General features: G+C 64.7%; 16 protein-coding genes and 3 rRNA genes. 4 read left to right on the plus strand and 15 right to left on the minus strand.

The features are described 5' to 3' along the window. Position 1: 1 nt before the first annotated feature. From recN to G6N42_RS09335, 11 genes are all read right to left on the minus strand, one after another. Positions 2 to 1,762 (minus strand): DNA repair protein RecN, encoded by a 1,761-nt coding sequence (recN, locus tag G6N42_RS09290; protein ID WP_163737234.1) that lies wholly within the window; start codon positions 1,760 to 1,762, stop codon positions 2 to 4. Continuing rightward, complete coding sequence (locus G6N42_RS09295; RefSeq protein ID WP_163728857.1) at positions 1,762 to 2,685, minus strand: NAD kinase; 924 nt, start codon at positions 2,683 to 2,685, stop codon at positions 1,762 to 1,764. The genes recN and G6N42_RS09295 overlap by 1 nt, the downstream gene beginning before the upstream one ends. After that, positions 2,682 to 3,491 (minus strand): TlyA family RNA methyltransferase, encoded by an 810-nt coding sequence (locus G6N42_RS09300; protein ID WP_163728860.1) that lies wholly within the window; start codon positions 3,489 to 3,491, stop codon positions 2,682 to 2,684. The genes G6N42_RS09295 and G6N42_RS09300 overlap by 4 nt, the downstream gene beginning before the upstream one ends. Positions 3,492 to 3,497: 6 nt before the next feature. Then, positions 3,498 to 3,674, minus strand: coding sequence for a hypothetical protein (locus G6N42_RS30920; RefSeq protein WP_174262042.1), 177 nt, complete (start codon positions 3,672 to 3,674; stop codon positions 3,498 to 3,500). Positions 3,675 to 3,682: 8 nt separating this feature from the next. Beyond that, a complete protein-coding gene (locus tag G6N42_RS09305; RefSeq protein ID WP_163728861.1) occupies positions 3,683 to 4,705 on the minus strand; it encodes an HAD-IIA family hydrolase in 1,023 nt (340 codons plus the stop codon). 1 nt (position 4,706) lies between these two features. Continuing rightward, positions 4,707 to 5,492, minus strand: a complete 786-nt coding sequence (locus G6N42_RS09310; RefSeq protein ID WP_163728864.1) for a tetratricopeptide repeat protein — start codon at positions 5,490 to 5,492, stop codon at positions 4,707 to 4,709. Positions 5,493 to 5,593: 101 nt separating this feature from the next. Further along, positions 5,594 to 5,708: ribosomal RNA gene (gene rrf, locus G6N42_RS09315) — 5S ribosomal RNA — on the minus strand. Between the two features lie 101 nt (positions 5,709 to 5,809). After that, positions 5,810 to 8,939 (minus strand): 23S ribosomal RNA (locus G6N42_RS09320). A gap of 392 nt (positions 8,940 to 9,331) precedes the next feature. Continuing rightward, a 16S ribosomal RNA gene (locus tag G6N42_RS09325) occupies positions 9,332 to 10,853 on the minus strand. The 16S, 23S and 5S rRNA genes sit together here, the layout of an rRNA operon. Before the next feature lie 499 nt (positions 10,854 to 11,352). Next, positions 11,353 to 12,636, minus strand: a complete 1,284-nt coding sequence (tyrS, locus tag G6N42_RS09330) for a tyrosine--tRNA ligase (protein WP_163728868.1) — start codon at positions 12,634 to 12,636, stop codon at positions 11,353 to 11,355. Between the two features lie 18 nt (positions 12,637 to 12,654). Next, positions 12,655 to 13,287 carry a DNA-3-methyladenine glycosylase gene (locus G6N42_RS09335; protein ID WP_163728871.1) on the minus strand — a complete coding sequence of 211 codons (633 nt, stop codon included), beginning with the start codon at positions 13,285 to 13,287 and terminating at the stop codon, positions 12,655 to 12,657. A 38-nt stretch (positions 13,288 to 13,325) separates the two neighbouring features. On the opposite strand from G6N42_RS09335, the gene G6N42_RS09340 reads away from it, so the two are divergent. From G6N42_RS09340 to G6N42_RS09350, 3 genes are read left to right on the plus strand one after another with little or no spacing between them, the layout of a single operon-like run. Then, complete coding sequence (locus G6N42_RS09340) at positions 13,326 to 14,081, plus strand: ABC transporter ATP-binding protein (RefSeq protein ID WP_163728874.1); 756 nt, start codon at positions 13,326 to 13,328, stop codon at positions 14,079 to 14,081. After that, positions 14,024 to 14,851 carry an ABC transporter permease gene (locus tag G6N42_RS09345; protein WP_232076112.1) on the plus strand — a complete coding sequence of 276 codons (828 nt, stop codon included), beginning with the start codon at positions 14,024 to 14,026 and terminating at the stop codon, positions 14,849 to 14,851. The genes G6N42_RS09340 and G6N42_RS09345 overlap by 58 nt, the downstream gene beginning before the upstream one ends. Before the next feature lie 5 nt (positions 14,852 to 14,856). Next, complete coding sequence (locus G6N42_RS09350; RefSeq protein ID WP_163728876.1) at positions 14,857 to 15,471, plus strand: TetR/AcrR family transcriptional regulator; 615 nt, start codon at positions 14,857 to 14,859, stop codon at positions 15,469 to 15,471. Here G6N42_RS09350 and G6N42_RS09355 read toward each other — a convergent pair. The 3 genes from G6N42_RS09355 to G6N42_RS09365 form a co-directional block, all read right to left on the minus strand. Then, a complete protein-coding gene (locus G6N42_RS09355) occupies positions 15,454 to 15,666 on the minus strand; it encodes a Trm112 family protein (protein WP_163728879.1) in 213 nt (70 codons plus the stop codon). The two genes, G6N42_RS09350 and G6N42_RS09355, sit on opposite strands and share 18 nt — an antisense overlap. A 9-nt stretch (positions 15,667 to 15,675) precedes the next feature. Then, the gene (locus G6N42_RS09360) at positions 15,676 to 16,245 is read right to left on the minus strand and encodes a hypothetical protein (protein ID WP_163728882.1); all 570 of its coding nucleotides are present in this window, start codon (positions 16,243 to 16,245) and stop codon (positions 15,676 to 15,678) included. Between the two features lie 101 nt (positions 16,246 to 16,346). Next, positions 16,347 to 19,310 (minus strand): acyl-CoA synthetase, encoded by a 2,964-nt coding sequence (locus tag G6N42_RS09365; RefSeq protein ID WP_174262044.1) that lies wholly within the window; start codon positions 19,308 to 19,310, stop codon positions 16,347 to 16,349. 137 nt (positions 19,311 to 19,447) lie between these two features. On the opposite strand from G6N42_RS09365, the gene G6N42_RS09370 reads away from it, so the two are divergent. After that, a complete protein-coding gene (locus G6N42_RS09370; RefSeq protein WP_163728891.1) occupies positions 19,448 to 21,196 on the plus strand; it encodes an ABC-F family ATP-binding cassette domain-containing protein in 1,749 nt (582 codons plus the stop codon). Here the strand turns inward: G6N42_RS09370 and argH are convergent. Beyond that, on the minus strand, positions 21,193 to 22,605 hold the full coding sequence (gene argH / locus G6N42_RS09375; protein WP_163728894.1) for an argininosuccinate lyase: 1,413 nt from the start codon (positions 22,603 to 22,605) through the stop codon (positions 21,193 to 21,195). The two genes, G6N42_RS09370 and argH, sit on opposite strands and share 4 nt — an antisense overlap.

The raw sequence follows: 22,605 nt of genomic DNA on the forward strand, positions 1-22,605 counted from the left end.
CCTAGGCGCTATCGCCCCGGTCTTGCTGCGCCGCCTCCAGCAGTTCACGGGCATGCGCACGGCCGCTGTCGGATTCGCCAAGGCCCGCCAGCATCCGCGCGAGTTCAGCCACGCGGTCGTCGTCGTCCAACCGGTGCACGCCGCTGGCCGTGCCCTTTCCGCCGCTGGACACCATCAGGTGCACATCGGCGTAGGCGGCCACCTGGGGCAGGTGAGTGACGACGATGACCTGGTGCGTTCTGGCCAACCGGCACAGTCGACGACCGATCTGCACCGCCGCGCGCCCGCCCACTCCCGCGTCGACCTCGTCGAAGACCATCGTCGTGCCCTCGGTCGAAGCGGCCAGCACGACCTCGAGCGCGAGCATGACGCGCGACAACTCACCGCCGGACGCGCTCTTGTTCAGCGGAAGCACATCCATGCCGCGGTGCGCGGCGAAGCCGAACTCGACGGCGTCGACGCCGTGCTGGCCGGCGTGAGCCATCACACCCGGGGACACGGTCAGTGGTGCGGTGTCATCGACGCGTGCGGCCAGCGGCGCCACCGACACCGTGAACTCGGCGTCGGCCATCGCCAGCCCCGACAGTTCGGCGGTCACCGCCTTGGACAGCCCCTTGGCCGCTTTGGTCCGCGCCTTGGTGAGGTCGTTGGCGGCGACGACGACCTCATCGTGCAGCGCGCGGACCTGACGTTCCAGATCGGCGAGCGCTTCCTCGGACACGTCGAGCTGCGTCAGCCGGTCCCGCGATTGTTGCGCCCACTGCAGCACACCGTCGATGTCGGCAGCGTACTTGCGTGTCAGCGTGCGCAGCTCGCTCTGCCGCAGCAACTTCGCCTCGAGGGTACTAGCGTCACTGGGCAGCTCCGCCAGATAATCGCCGAGTTCGCTTGCCACGTCGCCGATCACCGCAAGGGCACCATCGAGTTGTGCGGCCAGCGCCCGCAGCGTCGTATCTTCAGTCGCCTCCAATGCCGACTTCGCCTGTCCCGCAGCGCCGAACGCGGACACACTTTCGGGCGACGGATCGTCGTCCCCGGTCAGCGCCGCCCGTGCGGTCTGCCCCGCTTCCCGTACCGCGTCCAGCTCCGACAGCCGCTGGATATCGGCGACGAGCCCATGGTCCTCACCGGGTTGCGGTGCAACGCTGTCAATCTCGTTCAGGGCGAACTTGAGCTGGTCGGCTTCTTGGGCGAGTTCGCGCGCCCGCTGCGTGCGGTCGACGAGGTCGCGGCGGGCGGCCAGCCACTCTTCGCGGAGCTTCTGGTAGCGCTTGAGCTGCTTCTCGATGTCGACGAAACGGTCCAGTGCCCCGCGTTGCTCGTCGGGACGCATCAGCCGCAGCTGGTCGTTCTGACCGTGCAAGGTGAGCAATTCGGTGGTGAAGGTTCCCAGCGATTTCGCGGGCACGCTGCGTCCGCCGAGGAAGGCCCGCGACGGGCCGTCACGAGCGACAGAGCGGGCAGCGATGACGCTGCCGTCGTCGTCACGCTCGGCCCCCGAGGAATCGAGGATCTCGTCAATCTGTGCCGTAACGTCTTCTCCCAGTTCACTTGTCGTGAACCGGCCCTCGACGACGGCGCGGGGCGCACCCGACCGCACCCGCGTGGCATCGGCGCGCGCACCGCCGAGCAGGTGCAGACTGGTGACCACCATGGTCTTGCCCGTGCCCGTCTCGCCGGTGAGCACGGTGAGACCGCGACCGAACTCGGCGGTCGCGGTGCTGATCGCGCCGAGCGACTCGATGCGTATCTCGGATAGCACTACTGCCCGCGCCACCCTGTGACAGGCAATCGGAACTTGCGCACCAGGCGGTCGGTGAAGGGCGCGCTGTCCAGCCGTACCCATTTCAGCGGCGTGCCACAGCGGGTCACTTCCAGGCGGCCACCCGCAGGTACCACCATCTCTCGACGGCCGTCGCAGAACACCAACGCGTCGTGGCCAGTCGCCTCGACCTCGATCGCGATGGACGCGTCGGGGCTGGTGACCATCGGTCGGGCGAACAACGCGTGAGCATTGTTGGGCACCACCAGAATTGCCTCCAGATCGGGCCACACGATCGGCCCGCCCGCGGAGAAGGCCCACGCCGTCGATCCGGTGGGCGTCGCGACGAGCACACCGTCACAGCCGAACGCCGACACGGGACGTCCGTCGACTTCGAGTACGGCGCCGAGCACGCCCAGGCGCGGCCCCTTCTCGAGGCTGGCTTCGTTGAGTGCCCAACCGCGGTCGATGATCTCGCCCTCGGCGCGCACGACGACGTCGAGCGTCATCCGCTCCTCGACGCGGTAGTCACGCTTGATGAGGTGGTCGAGCACGGAGTCGATGTTCTCGGCTTCAGCCTCGGCGAGAAAGCCGATGCGCCCCAGATTCACACCCAGAACCGGGATTTCGACGTTGCGAGCCAGTTCGGCCCCGCGCAGGAAACTGCCGTCGCCGCCGAGGACGAGAACCAGTTCGCAGCCTTCGGCGACCGCCTCTTCGGCGTCGACGACCTCGATGCCGGATCCGAGGGCCTGCGCGTCGTCGGGCGACAGGTGTTCCGGTGCGCGGTCCACGGCCTCTGCAGACAGCACTCTCAATCGAATCCCGTTGTCGCCGAGTACTTTGTGAACGCGGCGCGCGACGTCGGTGGCCTCGTCGCGACCGGTGTGCACGACCAGCAGGATGTTGCGTTCGGCACTCATTGCGGGCCCTGGGCCACGGCCTGGAGCACCGCCTGTTCGAGCGACTCCCCCTGAAGTGGATCGTCGGCCCGCTTTCGCAGTCGCAAGAAGTATTCGACGTTGCCGGACGGACCGGGCAGCGGGCTGGCGGTGACGGCGACGGTGTGCCACTGCAGTGCGGCGGCGCGGCCGGCGACGGTGAGCACCGCTTCGGCACGCAATTGGGGATCTGCGACGACGCCGCCGGCGCCCACGCGATCCTTGCCGACCTCGAATTGCGGCTTCACCATGGGAACGATATCGGCGTCGGCTTTGGCGCACGACGTCAGTGCCGGGAGCACTGTGGACAGCGAGATGAACGACAGGTCGGCGACCACCAGGTCGACCTGGCCGCCGATGGCGTCGGCGGCGAGTTCGCGCACGTTGGTGCGCTCCATGACGATGACGCGTGGATCGTTGCGCAGCGACCAGGCCAGCTGTCCGTAGCCGACGTCGACGCCGACGACCTCGCGGGCGCCGCGATCGAGCAAGACTTCGGTAAACCCTCCGGTGGAGGCGCCGGCGTCCAGGCACCGGCGGCCGTCGACGGCGATCTCGAAGGTGTCCAGTGCGCCGATCAATTTGTGGGCGCCGCGCGATACCCAGGCGCGTTCGCCGGAGTCGTCGACCGTGAGGGCGGCGCTGATCGCGATGGCGGTGGCGGGCTTGGCGGCGGGCATGCCGTCGATGCTGACGCGCCCCGCGCCGATCAGCTCGGCTGCCTGCTGGCGGGAGCGGGCCAGGCCGCGTCGCACCAGCTCGGCGTCAACACGTGCCCGCCGTGCCACGAGGGGTCAGCCCTTCTCGACCGATTCGAGCGCTCGGACCAGTAGGTCGTGCGCCTCTTCGAGCCGCGCGGCGATGACGTCGATCTCGGAGTCGGCGATCTCGACACCCTCCTGCGCGGGGTCGGGCAGGTCTGCCAGCAACTCCGCGATCTGGGCGCGAATTTGGTCCGGTTCGGTACTCATGTCGATGTTCACGCTAGCTGATCGGCGGGGGTGAGCACGGACCATGGCTCCAGGGCCTGTCGCGCGGTGTCGTCCCCCGCCGAAATCGTGAAGGGACGGCCGTCGAGGTTCGCATCCCAGACGGCGCTGGCAGTCGCACGGACGACAGACAACGCGTCGCCGCGGTCCTGCCCGGTGGCATGGACAACCACGTCGGATGAGTCGATGTCGATGCGCCACGCCGGATGCGGTTCGACGCGCAGGATGTCGGCGCGGGCGTACAGCGAGCGCAGGTCGGCCGCCAGGTAGTCGGGCCGCTCCGAGGCCCCCGCCCGGATCATGTCCCCCGCCGTGCTGACACCGGTCAGGACCATCAGACTCGGCAGGTCGGCCGCCTTGGCCCCGGCGATGTCGGTATCGAGGCGATCCCCCACGACCAGGGGCGCGGAGAACGTACCGCGGGCCAACGCGTCGTTCATCAGCGTTGGCTGCGGCTTGCCCGCCACCTGGGGCTCCTGGTTGGTCGCCGCCCGCAGGGCCGCGACCATCGAGCCGTTGCCGGGCAGCAGACCTCGCTCAGACGGCAATGTCAGATCGACATTCGCCGCGACCCAGAGTGCACCGTTGCGAATCGCCAACGCCGCTTCGGCCAGGTCGGACCAGCCGGTCTGCGGGGAATGACCCTGGACGACGCCGACCGGCCGGTCGGAGAACTGCCGCACCGGTTCGAGCCCGGCCCGTCGCACCTCGTCGGACAGCGCATCGGTGCCGACGATGAGAACCGCTGAGCCGGGCGGCAATTGGGCCGCCAGCAGATTCGCCGCGCTCTGCGCACTGGTGACGACGTCGTCTGGTTTTGCGGCGAAGCCCAGTTCCTGTAGGTGCTGGGCCACCTCGGCCGGGCTGCGGGATGCGTTGTTGGTGACGTAAAGCGTGCGCGAGCTGACGGTCGAGAGTGTCTCGACCGCGCCTTCGGTGGCTTCGTGCCCGCGGAAAACCGTGCCGTCAAGGTCAAGCAGCAGGCAGTCATGGTCCTGCACAAGGGCGCTCACGTCAGCTCAGCTCCGTGATCCGGTCCTCGGCGTCGGTCAGTCCCTCGATGTCCGCGGCCGCCGCGCTGATGAACCATTGCAGCGCTTCCTCGTTTCGACCGAGCGCCAGCAGCGTCTCGGCGTACACGTAGAAGAGCCGCGCGGCGGTCTGACCGGTTCGCGTCCGATCCAGCTGCGGCGCAGACAGGATGGCGATCGCCTGTTCATGTTGACCAAGGTCCGAACGGGCGCCGGCGGCGACGATGCGCATCTCATCGGCGTCGTCACCGGTGAGTTCCGCGGCTTCTGGGCTGCGGGCCAGTTCGATGGCCTTCTCTGGACGTCCGACACCGCGCTCACAGTCGGCGATGAGCGGGAGCAGGGCCGACTTGCTGCCCATACGGCGGGCCGCGCGCAGTTCAGCCAGCGCCTGGGCCCAGTCGCCACATTGGTAGGCCGCGATTCCGACGGCTTCGCGAACCGCGGCGATGCGACCGGAGCGGGCGCGTGCCGCGCGTGCGTGCGCCAGTGCGGTTTCGGGATCCTCGTCGAGCAGCAGGCCGGCGGCGATGAGATGTCGCGCGACCGTATCGGCGGTGCTCTTATCCAAAGTGGTTAGTTCGCCGCGGATTTCGGGTGCCAGCTGTTTGGCTTCGATGTCGGCGGGAATGGGCGGGCCGTCGTCTCGCGGCGTCTCGCGCGCCTGGGACCGCGGTTGGACGCGGCGGGCCCGGTTGGGACCCGATGAGCGCGGCGGCGAAGGCCGAGGGCCGCGCCCGCGGTTGTCGCCGTTTCCGTCGTGAGCCACGTATGCCTTTCTACCCGATCACGCGACTATTGAGAATTCGAAATCAATTGTCGCAAATAGAATCACCCCCCACGCAATTGTGGGGGGTGATCCTAATTTGTGTTCGGCGGTGTCCTACTTTTCCACCCGGGTTGGGTAGTATCATCGGCGCTGGCAGGCTTAGCTTCCGGGTTCGGGATGGGTCCGGGCGTTTCCCTGCCGCTATTGACCGCCGTAACTTTATTCACTTGTCAAAGTGCCCCACGCGTGGGTGGGGGGGTGTTATTTGGTGGTGGGGCGCAGTGGTTTGATGCGCGTGGATGTGTGGTTGCGAGTTTGTGTGTAAGTTTTCGGCCGGTTAGTGCCAGTTCCCTGAACACATTGCTGTGCGTGTAGGTCTGGTCTATTGATCCCGTGGTCTGCGGGGGGCCTTATCCCACTTAATGGGTGAGAAGCCTGGTCTTGGAGGGGGTTTCCCGCTTAGATGCTTTCAGCGGTTATCCTGTCCGAACGTGGCTATCCAGCGGTGCCCCTGGTGGGACAACTGGTGGACCAGAGGTTCGTCCGTCCCGGTCCTCTCGTACTAGGGACAGGTTTCCTCAAGCTTCTGACGCGCGCGGCGGATAGAGACCGAACTGTCTCACGACGTTCTAAACCCAGCTCGCGTGCCGCTTTAATGGGCGAACAGCCCAACCCTTGGGACCTGCTCCAGCCCCAGGATGCGACGAGCCGACATCGAGGTGCCAAACCATCCCGTCGATATGGACTCTTGGGGAAGATCAGCCTGTTATCCCCGGGGTACCTTTTATCCGTTGAGCGACACCCCTTCCACTCGGGGGTGCCGGATCACTAGTCCCGACTTTCGTCCCTGCTTGACGTGTAGGTCTCGCAGTCAAGCTCCCTTGTGCACTTACACTCAACACCTGATTGCCGTCCAGGTTGAGGGAACCTTTGGGCGCCTCCGTTACATTTTAGGAGGCAACCGCCCCAGTTAAACTACCCACCAGGCACTGTCCCTGAACCGGATATACGGTTCGAGGTTAGAGGCCCAATACGATCAGAGTGGTATTTCAACAACGACTCCACACACACTGGCGTGCGTGTTTCACAGTCTCCCACCTATCCTACACAAACCGTATCGAGCACCAATACCAAGTTGTAGTGAAGGTCCGGGGTCTTTTCGTCCTGCCGCGCGTAACGAGCATCTTTACTCGTAATGCAATTTCGCCGAGTCTATGGTTGAGACAGCTGAGAAGTCGTTACGCCATTCGTGCAGGTCGGAACTTACCCGACAAGGAATTTCGCTACCTTAGGATGGTTATAGTTACCACCGCCGTTTACTGGGGCTTAAATTCTCCGCTTCACCCTTGCGGGTTAACGGGTCCTCTTAACCTTCCAGCACCGGGCAGGCGTCAGTCCGTATACATCGTCTTGCGACTTCGCACGGACCTGTGTTTTAGTAAACAGTCGCTTCTCACTGGTTTGTGCCACCGGATCCCGCTGCCGGCCGCGAAGGCCTTGACGGTGTTCCGGTCCCCCTTCTCCCGAAGTTACGGGGGCATTTTGCCGAGTTCCTTAACCATAGTTCACTCGTACGCCTTGGTATTCTCTACCTGACCACCTGTGTTGGTTTGGGGTACGGGCCGTGTATACGCTCGCTAGAGGCTTTTCTCGACAGCATAGGATCACCGAATTCGCCTCACTCGGCTATGCATCACCTCTCAGGGAATACGACATCCGGATTTGCCTAGATGTCCCCCTACGGGTTTGCCCCAGTATTACCACTGACTGGTACGGCTGCCTTCCTGCGTCACCCCATCGCTTGACTACTACCCACCCGGGTCCCACGCAGCCGGTAGACCCCATTGACCCGAAGGTCGCCGGTGGACCACCATTTGGGTGGTTAGCAGAGTGGATTCATCAGGGACGCTTATACACGGGTACGGGAATATCAACCCGTTGTCCATCGACTACGCCTGTCGGCCTCGCCTTAGGTCCCGACTCACCCTGGGCGGACTGGCCTGGCCCAGGAACCCTTGGTCTTTCGGCGGGCAAGGTTCTCACTTGCCTTATCGCTACTCATGCCTGCATTCTCACTCCCACACCCTCCACCACCAGATCACTCTGTGGCTTCACCGGATGCAGGACGCTCCCCTACCCAACGTCACCCCAAAGGGGTGGTCGTTGCCGCGGCTTCGGCGGTGTGCTTGAGCCCCGCTACATTATCGGCGCACAATCACTTGACCAGTGAGCTATTACGCACTCTTTCAAGGGTGGCTGCTTCTAAGCCAACCTCCTGGTTGTCTTCGCGACTGCACATCCTTTTCCACTTAGCACACGCTTAGGGGCCTTAGCCGGCGATCTGGGCTGTTTCCCTCTCGACGCACGGAGCTTATCCCCCGCCGTCTCACTGCCACACTCTTTGACTTGTCGGCATTCGGAGTTTGGCTGACGTCAGTAACCTAGTAGGGCCCATCGGCCATCCAGTAGCTCTACCTCCAACAAGAAACGTGTAACGCTGCACCTAAATGCATTTCGGGGAGAACCAGCTATCACGGAGTTTGATTGGCCTTTCACCCCTACCCACAACTCATCCCCTCAGTCTTCAACCTAAGTGGGTTCGGGCCTCCACAACATCTTACTGCTGCTTCACCCTGGCCATGGGTAGATCACTCCGCTTCGGGTCCAGAACACACCACTACACCAACCCCTACGGATTGGATACGCCCTATTCAGACTCGCTTTCGCTGCGGCTACCCCACCCGGGTTAACCTCGCGACATGTCCCTGACTCGCAGGCTCATTCTTCAAAAGGCACGCCATCACCCCACACATAAAGCGAGGGCTCTGACGGATTGTAGGCACACGGTTTCAGGTACTCTTTCACTCCTCCCGGGTACTTTTCACCATTCCCTCACGGTACTAATCCGCTATCGGTCACTGGGAAGTATTCAGGCTTACCGGGTGGTCCCGGCAGATTCACAGCAGATTCCACGGGCCCGCTGCTACTCGGGGACAGTTCCACGAAAGCCATCAAGTTTTCGGTTACGGGGCTCTCACCCTCTACGACAGGCCATCCCAGACCACTTCACCTAACCCAATGGTTTATCACTTTCGCCCTGGCCGGCGGACCAGAGAAGAAACGCCCCACAACACCGCACACACAACCCCCGCCGGGTATCACATGCACACGGTTTAGCCATCCTCCGCTTTCGCTCGCCACTACTCACGGAATCACACTTGTTTTCTCTTCCTACGGGTACTGAGATGTTTCACTTCCCCGCGTTCCCCCCCGTTACCTATGTATTCAGTAACGGGTGACACGACATCACTCGTGCCGGGTTTCCCCATTCGGACATCCTCGGATCAACGCTCGGTTGACAGCTCCCCGAGGCATAACGCAGCCTCCCACGTCCTTCATCGGCTCCCAGTGCCAAGGCATCCACCATGCGCCCTTAAACACTTACAACACAAAACAGTTAAAAATTCTCGGAAGAATCAAAAATTGCATTATCACGCACACAAAAACACCAACCCCCGAAGGAGCCGGCGCCCTCACATGCGAGATGCTCGCAACCACTATCCACAAATCAAACACCACACCCCACCACCAAAGCAGGGCGACAACCAATCCCTATCCCCGGTTTCCCACACTCGGGACGAAGAGATAGCGGGCTTGTTGCCTCAAAGCCCAATAGTGTGTCCGATGATTTCCCGCATGACTCAATTTCCCTTGAGCCACAACACGTTTGTCGTGCACCAGACCCTCACCCACTACAGGTGAAAGCCATCCACAGAATCGCCTGGATCTCCGAACCCCACACGATGTGGGCGGGTCACAGGTCTCGTGGTGCTCCTTAGAAAGGAGGTGATCCAGCCGCACCTTCCGGTACGGCTACCTTGTTACGACTTCGTCCCAATCGCCGATCCCACCTTCGACGGCTCCCTCCCACAAGGGGTTAGGCCACCGGCTTCGGGTGTTACCGACTTTCATGACGTGACGGGCGGTGTGTACAAGGCCCGGGAACGTATTCACCGCAGCGTTGCTGATCTGCGATTACTAGCGACTCCGACTTCACGGGGTCGAGTTGCAGACCCCGATCCGAACTGAGACCGGCTTTGAAAGGATTCGCTCCACCTCACGGCATCGCAGCCCTTTGTACCGGCCATTGTAGCATGTGTGAAGCCCTGGACATAAGGGGCATGATGACTTGACGTCATCCCCACCTTCCTCCGAGTTGACCCCGGCAGTCTCTCACGAGTCCCCACCATAACGTGCTGGCAACATGAGACAAGGGTTGCGCTCGTTGCGGGACTTAACCCAACATCTCACGACACGAGCTGACGACAGCCATGCACCACCTGCACACAGGCCACAAGGGAATACCTATCTCTAGGCACGTCCTGTGCATGTCAAACCCAGGTAAGGTTCTTCGCGTTGCATCGAATTAATCCACATGCTCCGCCGCTTGTGCGGGCCCCCGTCAATTTCTTTGAGTTTTAGCCTTGCGGCCGTACTCCCCAGGCGGGGTACTTAATGCGTTAGCTACGGCACGGATCCCAAGGAAGGAAACCCACACCTAGTACCCACCGTTTACGGCGTGGACTACCAGGGTATCTAATCCTGTTCGCTCCCCACGCTTTCGCTCCTCAGCGTCAGTTACTGCCCAGAGACCCGCCTTCGCCACCGGTGTTCCTCCTGATATCTGCGCATTCCACCGCTACACCAGGAATTCCAGTCTCCCCTGCAGTACTCAAGTCTGCCCGTATCGCCCGCACGCCCACAGTTGAGCTGTGAGTTTTCACGAACAACGCGACAAACCACCTACGAGCTCTTTACGCCCAGTAATTCCGGACAACGCTCGGACCCTACGTATTACCGCGGCTGCTGGCACGTAGTTGGCCGGTCCTTCTTCTACCCCTACCGTCACTTGCGCTTCGTCGGAGCTGAAAGAGGTTTACAACCCGAAGGCCGTCATCCCTCACGCGGCGTCGCTGCATCAGGCTTGCGCCCATTGTGCAATATTCCCCACTGCTGCCTCCCGTAGGAGTCTGGGCCGTATCTCAGTCCCAGTGTGGCCGGTCACCCTCTCAGGCCGGCTACCCGTCGTCGCCTTGGTAGGCCATCACCCCACCAACAAGCTGATAGGCCGCGGGCCCATCCCACACCGCAAAAGCTTTCCACCACACGACATGCATCGCGTAGTCCTATCCGGTATTAGACCCAGTTTCCCAGGCTTATCCCAAAGTGCAGGGCAGATCACCCACGTGTTACTCACCCGTTCGCCACTCGAGTACCCCCGAAAGGGCCTTTCCGTTCGACTTGCATGTGTTAAGCACGCCGCCAGCGTTCGTCCTGAGCCAGAATCAAACTCTCCAAACAAAAACAACCCAACCACAAAAAGGCCAGGTGGAATTCGAATCAGAACAAGCCTGACACCATCAAGACACCAAAAACTGGCATCAAAAAAAACAGCCCACCCCTAAACGGGAAAAAGAGGCAGACCAAAAAACAACAACAAACAAAAACCACCAAACACACTATTGAGTTCTCAAACAACACACCCGCTCGACCGCGCAACCAACCCGCGGCAAAAGCCGCGGGCTCGTATGCGGACAATCAGGAACCCAACCGAAGTTGAGGCTTCCCTCTGGGAGCCGCCGCGCTCGCCGGGTTTTGGCCCGTGTCGCAGCGACTCCGATAAGTTACGTGAGGGATAACTCTGAGTCAAATGGGCTGATGGGGCGTGTCTTTCGATCCCGCCGCATCGAGCGCACAATCAGTGCGTCGACTCGTTGTTCATGGGGTTCAACGCGCCACCCGCGGAGTTTGTTCCCGAGTGACGACACCAATCTTGGTCGGGCCGCTATCGCCCGACGAACTAGCCAACGCGTTGAACGCCGGCAATATTCCGCTTGCCCCGTCGCAGCACCAACCAGCGGCCGTGCAGGAAGTCCGACGGCTGCGGCACCCACTCTTCGCTCTCGATACGGACGTTGTTGACGTAGGCCCCGCCCTCGCCGATGGTGCGGCGGGCGGCCCCCTTGCTCGCCGACAGACCGCTGGCCACCAGCAGGTCGGTGATCGCGTCGGGTCCGCCCGGCGCCAGCTCGGCGACCGATGCCTCGCGCAGGGCCGCGGCCAACGTCGACTCGTCGAGCTGCGCGAGTTCGCCCCGTCCGAACAGGGCCTGGCTGGCGTGCTCGACCGACGCAGTGGCCGCCTCCCCATGGACCAGGTTGGTGAGCTCTCGGGCCAATCGGCGCTGACCCGCACGTTCATGCGGCCGTTCGGCGGTTGCCTCCTCCAGCTCCGCCAACTCTTCGGGCGACAGGAACGTGAACCATCGCAGGTAGCGGACGACGTCCGCGTCCGCGGTGTTCACGAAGTACTGGTACCAGGCGTACGGGCTGGTCATCTCCGGTTCGAGCCAAAGGCTGCCACCTCCGGTCGACTTACCGAACTTCTGGCCTTCGGAGTCCGTCACCAGCGGGGTGGTCAGCGCGTGCACCGTCGCCCCCGTCTTCTGGCGGACCAGCCGGACTCCGGCGATGATGTTCCCCCACTGATCGGACCCGCCGATCTGCAGTCCGCAGCCGTACCGCTGGTGCAACTCCACGTAATCGTTGGCTTGCAAGAGCATGTAGCTGAACTCGGTGTACGAGATGCCGTCACCGTCGAGTCGTCGTCGCACCGTGTCACGGTCGAGCATCACGTTGACGGAGAAATGTTTTCCGACATCGCGCAGGAATTCGATGGTGGGCATTTGGGCGGTCCAGGTGAGGTTGTTCTCCACCACGGCGCCGGTGGGCGAATCATCGAACTCGACGAAGCGCTCGAGCTGGCCGCGTATCCGGTCGGCCCACTCGGCGACGGTGTCGGCGTTGTTGAGCGTGCGCTCGCCGACGTCGCGCGGATCGCCGATCATGCCGGTGGCGCCGCCCGCCAGCACGATCGGACGATGTCCGGCCCGCTGGAAGCGGGTCAGCGTCAGGAGCGGTATGAGGTGCCCGGCATGCAGGCTCGGCGCCGTCGGATCGAATCCGGAGTAGACGGTGACGGGACCCGCAGCCAACGCCGCCGCGAGTGCGTCCCGGTCGGTGGACTGCGCGATCAGCTCGCGCCACTCCAGCTCATCGAGGATGGATGCGCCCGTAGAAGTCACAGCACCGATCTTCTCGCACTAGTCGCTTTCGCCGGGAGCCGGTGCCCGTGGGCTGCGGCGATATAGCGACACCTCGGGACGTCCGGCCAGCCACAATCGCCACGGGCGATCGGCCGCCTTGCTGACACCGACACGCGGGCCGGCGACTCCGTCGCGCTTCTCCCCCAACACCAGTTGGATCGGGCTCTTCGCGTCGAACAAGTCAATCCCGTTGTCTTCCATCGTGATTCCCAACGCCGAGCACAAATTGCCGGGGCCGCGAGCGAGTGCCGCGGGGCGGACCGCTTCGCCGCGGCGGCCTTGCGCGACGTCGGCGCCGGATTCGATCGCAGTGGCCCGCAGCAGCACCGCACCCGCCACCTGGTCGGTGGCGCACACGACGTTCGCGCAGACATGTATGCCGTGGCTGCGGTAGGTGTAGAGCCGCCCGGCCGGACCGAACATGACGGTGTTGCGCCCTCCCATGCCGCGATACGAATGCGAAGCCGCGTCTGGCCATGGTCCGTCTGCGGGGCCGCCGTAGGCCTCGACCTCCACGATCATCGCGCTCACGCCGCGGCCGACCAGCGTCGCTCCGAGTAGGCGTCGCGCAGCGGTCAGCGGGTCCACGGACAGCCGGCGCACGCTCACCGCTGCGATTCTGCCCGCCATCCTTGACACCACCATCGGCGGGGAGCATTATTCACCACATGATGAGTTCATCGGACGGTGAATTACCTGACGGAGCTGCCGACGCCGCGATCGACGTCGAAAACCTGCGGGTCATCAGGGGTAAGCGCGTTGCGTTGGAGGACATCACGGTCCGGATCGCGCGCGGCACCATCACCGGACTGCTCGGTCCGTCCGGATGCGGCAAGACCACGCTGATGCGCAGCGTGGTCGGCACGCAGATCATCGAACAGGGCACCGTGACGGTGCTTGGCCACCCGGCCGGATCGGCCGAGCTGCGGCACCGGGTCGGATACGTCACCCAGGATCCGACGATCTACGACGACCTCAGAGTCATCGACAACGTCCGGTACTTCGCCGCATTGACGGGCGTCGACACCGCCAACGTTGACGAGGCGATCGCCACCGTCGGGCTCGACGATCATCGAACTGCGTTGTGCGGCAATCTGTCCGGTGGTCAGCGCACTCGCGCCTCACTCGCCTGCGCACTGGTGTCGCACCCCGATCTGCTGGTGCTCGACGAACCCACCGTCGGCCTTGACCCCGTGCTGCGGGTCGACCTGTGGGAACAGTTCCAGCGACTCGCCGCGCACGGCACGACGCTGCTGGTGTCCAGTCACGTCATGGACGAAGCCGATCACTGCGGCGACTTGCTGCTCATGCGCGAAGGCCACCTCCTCGCACACACGACACCCACGAAGCTACGAGAGGACACAGGATGCCAGTCACTGGAGGAAGCGTTCCTGTCCGTCATCCGGCACAGCACCGCAGCCTGAAGAGTCCCAGCCGGCTGAGCCCGCAGGCCTACCTGGCCACCACCACGCGGATCCTGCGCCAGCTCGCCGCCGATCACCGCAGCGTGGCGATGATCCTCGTCGTCCCGAGCCTCGTCATCACGCTGATGTACTTCATGTTCCAGAACGCACCGCATCCACCCGGTGCACCGTCGCCGTTCAACAATGCCTGCCTGATCATGCTGGGGGTGTTCCCGCTCATCGTGATGTTCCTGATCACGTCGATCACCATGCAGCGCGAACGCGTTTCGGGCACGCTGGAGCGGATCCTGACGACTCCCCTGCGCCGATTGGACCTGCTGGCCGCTTACGGCACCGCCTTCTCGATCGCCGCCGCCGCGCAGGCGACGCTCGCCTGCATCGTGTCGTTCTGGTTCCTCGGCCTCGATACCGCGGGCAGCCCCATCCTGGTGTTCACCATCGCGATCATCAACGCGGTTCTCGGGGTCGGGCTGGGGCTGTTGTGTAGTGCGTTCGCCCGCACCGAGTTTCAGGCGGTGCAGTTCATGCCGCTGGTGATCGCTCCGCAGCTACTGCTGTGCGGCATCATCGTGCCCCGCGACGTGCTGCCCGATTGGCTGCAATGGATCAGCAACGTGATGCCCGCCAGCTACGCTCTGGAAGCGCTGCAACAGGTCGGCGCGTACGCCGAGCCGACCTTTATCGCGGTGCGCGACATCGCCGTCGTCATCGGCTTCGCCGTCGTGGCGCTGTGCCTGGCCGCGGCGACGTTACGACGAAGGACACCGTAAAGGCTTTGACCACCAACGCAGAACGCAAGCGTCCCGGGCGACCGCCCGGAACGTCCGACACCCGCGAACGGATTCTTGCCAGTGCGCGGGAGTTGTTCGCCCGCAACGGGATTGACAAGACATCGATCCGCGCAATTGCCGCCGACGCGGACGTGGATCCCGCACTAGTGCATCACTACTACGGCACCAAGACCGAGCTGTTCGCCGCGGCGATTCACATCCCCATCGACCCGATGCAGATCATCGGTCCGCTGAAGCAGATACCCGTCGAGGAGATCGGCCACACGCTGCCACGACTTCTGCTGCCGCTGTGGGACTCCGAGTTGGGTAAGGGGTTCATCGCCACTTTGAGATCGATTCTGGCCGGCAATGACATCTCGCTGTTTCGATCGTTTCTGCAGGAAGTTGTCGCCAGGGAAGTCGGCTCCCGCGTAGATGATCCGCCCGGAAGCGGGATCATCCGCGTGCAATTCGTCGCATCGCAACTGGTCGGCGTGGTGATGGCGCGCTACATCCTGGAGTTGGATCCGTTCAAAACGCTGCCGGTCGAGCAGATCGCCGAGACCATTGGGCCGAACCTGCAGCGCTACCTCACCGGGGAGCTACCCGGATTCGCCTGACCGCTCCAGCAGCCGATTGTGTTCGGCGTCATCGGTGATGGTGACGGCTTCGTCGATCAGCAGGACGGGAACGCCGTCCTCGATGCGATACGCACGCCGCAACCGCGGGTTGTACAGGAATTCGTCGCCCACCAGGAGTAGCGGGCCGCGGTCCTCGGGGCAGACGAGGATGTTCAGAAGTTTTTCGTCGAGCACAGCCGCGCGTCAGCCCAGCGGGATGGTCATGGTGCCGGGTCCGGCCGGCGCTTGCACGGACGAGCCCGGGAGGACCGGCACGGGTCCGGCGACCGGCCCCTGTTGCTGAGCCATTATTTGCTGCTGCGCCTGTAGCTTGCGCTGATAGGCGAGCGTTGCTTTCAATGCCTCGACGAGCGGCGTCTGGTTAGGTCGGTACTCCAGCGCGTCTTGGATCGCCAACTTGTTCGCGTTGGACGGCTTGAACCCTTGAGCGCGCATGTTCATCACGTCGTCGATCAGTTTCGACAGCTGGCCGCCGCCGTCACCCATGTTGTACTCGTTGTGAATGATCATCAGCGCCTGATCGGCGGTCATCGTCGGTTGTTCTTCGCCCGCCGCCTGCGCCTCGCCCTCTACCGGCTTCTTGCAGTCGTCGCCCGTGCAGCTTTCGCCCGGTGCGCGGGTGTCAGACGGCCCCGAATCGGGCTGGGCGTACGCGGTCGAGACACCGAAGCCGGACATCAGACCTGCGACGATCACCCCGCCAACGATGGCGCGGCGCCATTTGACGTCGGTATTTCCGGCCTGCGATGTCATCAATCCTCCAGCGCGATAGACCACTGATTCCCCGGCCCGGTGGCGATTTGCCGCCAGCGGGAGCCTAACAGCGAGTCGACCGCATGGCACGGCCGTCGCAGTCACCCACCAGCGATCTCGGCGCGCACCGCGACGGTCAACCGCTTGTACCGATTCGTATCGGTGTCCAGATACCAGGCGTTACGGGACGGCTTGGGAATTCCGGCTTCGCGCAGCGGACTCAACAGTGGCCGGAACGACGCGCTGAGCGACATCTCGGGCACCACGTGAACGACGTCGGGCGGATTGCCGACCGGCAGGTCGGCCAGCGCTTCGGACAGGTCCGCGGACGGAATGGTCCCGCCCGGCCGCAGCGCCAGCGCCGTCACGGCGAGGCAGTGGCCGTCGGTCTCCACCCCGTAGGTGACCGCCAGGTCCACGGCATCGAGGCGGCTGACGGCATCGTTCACCGTCGAGGCGTAGACGACACCGCGCAGCGTGTGGATCAGCTGACCGCGGCTTTCGACGAGCCAGTAGTCGCCGTCGTCGTCTCGCCGGAAGAGGTACTCGGTGGACACCCAGGTATCCGCGGGTGCGAACACCCCGCGTTTGACCGATGCCGTCGGGTCGACCGACCCGCGCGGATGGGCAAGCAGCACTCCCACCTCGTTGACCTCTGCGCGGCGGACGAATCCCCGCTCGTCCTCGAGGATCAGGTCGTCGTCGGGGTCGTAGGCGGCCAGGGCGATCTCACCACTGCCCGGCAGCGGCCGACCCTTGCTGCCGACCTTGGCGCCGGACACGTTCGCCAAGACGGCCTGCCCGTCCGAGGTCGCGAAGAACTCGACGATCTGGGCGGGTTCGAATACGTCGGTCACCCGCTTCCACAGACCGGTCGGCATGCCGGAGCCGATGAACAACCGGACCGGGTGGCTGCCGGTGAGCGAGAACGACGGGTCGTCGATGACGTCGCGCAGCATCGCCCAGGTGTAGGAGACGACGGTGACGCCGTACTGGCGGATCTCCTGAAGGAATCGGTCCGGACGCAGACCCCGCGACAGTGCGATGCGGGATCCGCCGACCACCGCGCCCCCGAGCGCGACCAGCAGTCCGGATTGGTGGTGCAGCGGGGTCAGGCAGTACACCGTGTCGCCCCGTCCGAGGTTCGCGGCCGACGCGGTGCCGATCGCCGACAATGCCCAGCGGTAATTGGTGATCTGCCGCGCGACGAACTCACCGCCGATCGAGCTGAACCCGATGAACGCCAGGTCCCGCGCGAGTCCCGGATTCGGCCGGTACCAGCCGGGCAGATCGACCGCGTCGGGGTCGATCTTCTCCATGTCGATGACGTCGGCGTCCTCGGGTAGATCCAGGTCGCGCACCTCACCGCCGCCCAGCACCAGCACGCGCATGTCGAGCCTTTGCGCGGCCTCGAGGTTGCCGGGATCGGTGATGATGTCGGACACCGAACCCAGGCGGGCGGCGGTCGGCAGGTCGGCGTCGGGCGGCATCAGCACCGCCACCGCGCCCAGGCGCGAGAGCGCGGCGATCGCCACCAGCGCACTCGGCCGAGTCTCCATCAGCACACCGACGTGCACACCCTGCCGAACGCCCACCCCGATCAGACCGCGGACCACATTGTTGATGCGTCGATCCACCGCCTCGTACGTGTGGACCCTGCCGTCGAACAGCAACGCCTCGCCGTTGGGGAGGTCGCGAGCCTGTTCGGTCATGATCCGGCCCAACGAGATTCGGGTGTACTCGTTGATCTGGCCCAACCGAGCAAGGCGGGGCAGGGTGCGGTACGTCTCGACCGCGATCGCGCGCGCTGATTTGTTGGCCGCAACCAGCGCGTCGGCCGCCGACCGGGCCAGGCTGAACGCCATTTCCGTCGCGGCATTCGCGCCGTGCGCCACCCGCGAGCTCAGTGAGACACCAGTTTCGCTGTGCTCCTCAGGCTGCAACGCCATCGGCGTCACGCCCTCGGGCATATCCCCGGCACTGTCGATCCACTTGACCCACTGAGCGACCGCGGGCCAGGTCTGCGTCGACGCCTTGGAACCCACAACGAGCCCGAAATGTCCTGCGCGAATGAGGAATTCGTAGACATCCGCCTTCGGGGCCGCGCGCTTGATCCCGCGCACCGACGCCGGCTGACCGATGTCGTCGACCTCACCGATGACGGCCAGCACGGGGCAGTCGATGTCGGACAGGGTGACAAGGTCGCCATGAATCGAGAAGCCGCCGCTCATCATGCGGTTGTGGGCGATGAACTGCTTGAGCAGTTCCGCGATGGCGGGGCCCGACCAGGCGATCCAACCTTCGGATTGCAGGAATCGCCGCTGTTGTTCGCGGGGCAGCAACGCCTCGCGGTCGTGCAACTGGCGGAGGAAGTCGATACGGGACTGCGCGGTCTTGATGGGGTCGAGCATCTGGAAACCGGTGCGGGCGAGCCAGCCCGGGATGTCCATGCGGCTGAAGACATGGTCGGCCATGAAGTCCGCGGCGGCGGGCGCCAGGCTGGCCGGCAGGTTCATCGGCAGCGCGGCCAGGGTGTCCACGGGTGAGCCGAAGGCCACGATGCTGGCGAGGTCCTTGGACCGCCGGTAGGCGGCGGTCTGGTAGGCGAACATGCCGCCCTGCGAGTAGCCGGCCAGGTGGACGTCGCGGCCGGTCACCTCTTTGACGGTGTCGATGGCCTCGCTCAGCGCGACGACGTGGTCGGCCAGGTTGCGGTCCATCCCGCCCTCGACCTTGTCGGGCGACCCGAAGTCGATGACCCATGGGTCGATGCCCGCCTTGTGCAGGATGCCGACGGCGCCTTCGTCGCGGGTGACGTCCCACATATCGGCCGACATCATCATGGGATGGACCATCAACACGGGCGGTCCGGGTTGCTTTGCTCCCGGCCTGGGGTCGGGTGGGAAATACCGCCGCAGCCGGTACATGGGCACGCTCTGGATGATCTGAAACGGCGACGGCACGGCTCCGGTCTCCAGGCCGCCGTAACGCAGGACTTCCAACCCGTTTTGCGCGGTCGCGACCAGTCGTTCCACTGGTCGGGTCAATCCGGACAGGTCCACCAACGCACGCTCCCCTAGCTCGCCAATCCCCCGACTGCTGCCATGATCATGGCATAGCGCGGGTTGGTGATCGTCTGGATCGACGGTGGCCCTCGCGCGACGGCTTTGGCGCACTGCGGGGCCACCTATCATCGGGCGCGATGGCGAATCTGATCAATGTTGAACGCGCGAGCGTCGGGTACGGCACCCGCACGCTGCTCGACGCCGTCAGCCTCGGAGTCGACGAGGGCGACGCGATCGGGGTGGTGGGGCGCAACGGCGACGGCAAGTCGACGCTGCTGCAGGTGCTGACGGGCACCCGTGCGCCCGACTCCGGCCGGGTGACCCACACCTCGGGGCTGTCGGTGGGGTACCTGCGCCAGAGCGACGACTTCAGCGGCGCGACCATCAGGGACGTGATCGTCGGCGGCCGGCCCGACCACGTGTGGGCCGCTGAATCTCGCACCCGCGACGTCGTGTCCCATCTGCTATCGGACGTCGACCTGGACCGCGAGGTCGGCCAGCTGTCCGGCGGTGAGCGGCGGCGGGTCGCGCTGGCGACCGAACTCATCGCCGGCCACGACGTTCTGGTGCTCGATGAGCCGACCAACCATCTGGACGTCGAGGTCATCGGTTGGCTGGCGGATCACCTCAAGGTGCGCGGCGCCAAGGCGTTGGTGGTGGTGAGCCACGACCGGTGGTTCCTCGACGCGGTGTGCACCAGAACGTGGGAGGTGCACGACGGCACCGTCGACGCCTATGACGGCGGGTACGCGGCGTATGTCCTGGCCCGCGCGGAGCGTGCGCGGTTGGCCGCCGGGGTCGAGGCGCGCCGCCAGAATCTGATGCGCAAGGAGTTGGCGTGGCTGCGGCGTGGACCGCCGGCGCGGACGTCGAAGCCGAAGTTCCGCATCCAGGCGGCCAACGACCTCATCGCGAATGAACCGGAACCGCGTGATTCCCTTGCCCTGCAACGCTTCGCGACGGCCAGACTGGGCAAGGACGTCTTCGATTTACACCGGGTGCGCCTCGAGGCCGGCGACAAAGTGATCCTCGACAAGCTGGACTGGTCCATCGGGCCTGGTGCTCGCATCGGTCTCGTCGGTGTGAACGGCACCGGCAAGACCACCGTGCTGAAGCTGTTGGCGGGCGAGCTCACACCCACCGCCGGAACCTTCAAGCAGGGAAAGACACTCAAGATCGGCCACCTGAGCCAGGCTCTGATCGAGTTGGACCCCACCGACCGCGTGCTCGATGCGGTCGAAAGGTCCCGCCGTTCTACGGAACTGGCGGGTGGACGCGAGGTCAGCGCGTCGTCACTGCTAGAGGACTTCGGGTTCACCGGGGACAAGTTGACGACACGGTTGGGGGACCTGTCGGGCGGTGAGCGGCGGCGGTTCCAGTTCCTGCGGCTGCTGCTCGACGAACCCAACGTGCTGCTGCTCGACGAGCCGACCAACGATTTGGACATCGACACCCTGACCGTGATCGAGGACTATCTCGACGGCTGGCCGGGGACGCTGATCGTCGTGACGCACGATAGGTACTTTCTCGAGCGGGTCTCCGATGTCACGTACGCGCTGACCGGCGGTGGGCGGTGTGATCTGCTGCCCGGCGGTGTCGAGCAATACCTCTCGGAGCGGGCGGCAGCGACATCCCCCGAACCGGTGCGCACCGAACCGCAGCGCAATGAATCGGCGTCGGCGCGGGAACGGCGGGCGGGCAAGGAGATGGCGCGCATCGAGGGTCAACTCGCCAAGCTCGACGAGCGGATCGTCGCGGTGCACGAATCGATGGCCCAGGCGGCCGCCGATCACGTGCGAGCGGGTGAACTCAATGCCGAGTTGCAGGAAATGCTGGCGCGCAAGGAATCTCTCGAAGAGGCTTGGCTGGCCGCCGCCGACGACTAACGCCGCAGCCGCAGCCGCAGCCGGTCGCTGGTCGCGCGGACGGCACCGAGCTGTTTGGCGACCTGGATGGGCGCGGTGCCTCCCCTGGCGTCCCGGGAATTCACCGACCCGTCGATGGTGAGCACCTCACGGACCTGAGGCGTCAGCTCCGCGTGAATGCCCGTCAGCTCGGCGTCCTCCAGATCCTCGAGGCCGACCCCGCGAGCTTCGGCGGCACGCACCGCGGCGCCTGCGGCCTCATGCGCCACGCGGAACGGAACTCCCCGCTGCACCAGCCATTCGGCGACGTCTGTGGCCAGCGTGTAGCCGAGCGGGGCCAGTTCGGCCATCCGGTCGACGTCGAACCGCAGCGTCGCGACAAGGCCCGCCATCGCAGGCAACAGCAGTTCGAGTTGAAGAACGGAGTCGAACACCGGCTCCTTGTCCTCCTGCAGGTCCCGGTTGTACGCCAGCGGCTGCGCCTTCAGCGTCGCCAACAACCCGGTGAGGTTGCCGATCAGGCGGCCCGATTTGCCGCGGGCCAGCTCTGCGATGTCGGGGTTCTTCTTCTGCGGCATGATCGAGCTGCCCGTGGACCAGGAGTCGTGCAGCGTGACGTAACCGAATTCGGTTGTGCTCCAGAGGATGATGTCTTCAGCGAGGCGTGACAGGTCGACGGCGATCATCGAAAACACGAACGCCGCCTCGGCGGCGAAATCACGCGACGCCGTGGCGTCGACGGAGTTGTCGGCCGCCGCGTCGAAACCGAGTTCCTCGGCGATCGCGTCGGGATCCAGTCCGAGCGACGATCCCGCCAGGGCGCCGGATCCGTACGGCGACACTGCGGCTCGCTTATCGAAGTCGGCGATGCGGTCGACGTCGCGCAGCAACGGATGCGCGTGGGCGAGCAGATGATGCGCCAACAGGATCGGCTGCGCCGACTGCAGATGCGTCTTTCCCGGCATGATCGCCGTCGGATGCGCCGCGGCCTGAGTCGCGAGCGCGGAGACCACCTCGAGTGCCCCGTCGGCGACACGCCTGACGGCGTCGCGCAGCCACATCCGGAACTGGGTGGCCACCTGGTCATTTCGCGACCGTCCCGCGCGCAGCCGTCCGCCAAGGTCCTCGCCGACCCGGTCGATCAGCCCGCGCTCCAGGGCACCGTGAACGTCTTCGTCGGTCACCAGCGGCCCGAAGCTGCCATCCGCGACATCGGAGGCCAGATTGTCCAGACCGACGAGCAGGTCGTCGCGCTGCTCCTCGGTCAGCAGCCCGGCCCGGAAGAGCACCCGCGCATGCGCCTTCGACGCCGCGATGTCATAGGGCGCCAGCACCCAGTCGAAATGCGTCGACTTGCTCAGCGCCGCAAGGGCGTCCGACGGGCCGTCGGCGAACCGGCCGCCCCACAGTGAGCCCTCGTTGGTGCTCAT

This window comes from Mycobacterium gallinarum (genome assembly GCF_010726765.1).
In the GTDB taxonomy this organism is placed as follows: Bacteria; Actinomycetota; Actinomycetes; order Mycobacteriales; family Mycobacteriaceae; genus Mycobacterium; species Mycobacterium gallinarum.

What these genes read in the sequence shown, in the direction of transcription:
- G6N42_RS09295 (WP_163728857.1), bottom strand. Translation starts at nt 2,685, where the DNA reads ATGAGTGCCGAACGCAACATCCTGCTGGTCGTGCACACCGGTCGCGAC.
- G6N42_RS30920 (WP_174262042.1), bottom strand. Translation starts at nt 3,674, where the DNA reads ATGAGTACCGAACCGGACCAAATTCGCGCCCAGATCGCGGAGTTGCTG.
- G6N42_RS09335 (WP_163728871.1), bottom strand. Translation starts at nt 13,287, where the DNA reads ATGGCGGGCAGAATCGCAGCGGTGAGCGTGCGCCGGCTGTCCGTGGAC.
- G6N42_RS09340 (WP_163728874.1), top strand. Translation starts at nt 13,326, where the DNA reads ATGATGAGTTCATCGGACGGTGAATTACCTGACGGAGCTGCCGACGCC.
- G6N42_RS09345 (WP_232076112.1), top strand. Translation starts at nt 14,024, where the DNA reads ATGCCAGTCACTGGAGGAAGCGTTCCTGTCCGTCATCCGGCACAGCAC.
- G6N42_RS09360 (WP_163728882.1), bottom strand. Translation starts at nt 16,245, where the DNA reads ATGACATCGCAGGCCGGAAATACCGACGTCAAATGGCGCCGCGCCATC.
- G6N42_RS09370 (WP_163728891.1), top strand. Translation starts at nt 19,448, where the DNA reads ATGGCGAATCTGATCAATGTTGAACGCGCGAGCGTCGGGTACGGCACC.
- argH (WP_163728894.1), bottom strand. Translation starts at nt 22,605, where the DNA reads ATGAGCACCAACGAGGGCTCACTGTGGGGCGGCCGGTTCGCCGACGGC.